At 47.9% G+C, this 315-nt stretch carries 1 pseudogene; it reads left to right on the forward strand.

The window, feature by feature from the left end:
- Window positions 1–315: pseudogene (locus HC176_RS18645) on the forward strand (glycoside hydrolase family 2); the annotation flags it as partial.

Here is a 315-nt window from a genome sequence, read left to right on the forward strand (position 1 = left end):
GGTCTACTGGAATGGCGACAACAAACCCGGTCGCCCGATACTTATCGCCGAATATGGTGACTGGGAATATTACGCACAAAACGCCGGATTCAATCAAAAGGCTTTTGGAGATTTGAAGGAGGAGGAACGTACCAGTCGGCAGTTAAGAGGCGCCGGCGAAAAAAGGCTTCTACAGCAGGCTATAAATTTCCAGGAATCTGCAAACTCGAACCTCAAAGGGGCACAAACCATTGGCATGTCCAACTGGTTGATGTTCGATTATAACCGCGGTTATGCCGATGATCTTGAAGCTTCGGGCATTGCTGATATTTTCAG

The organism is Tamlana crocina, from assembly GCF_012037625.1.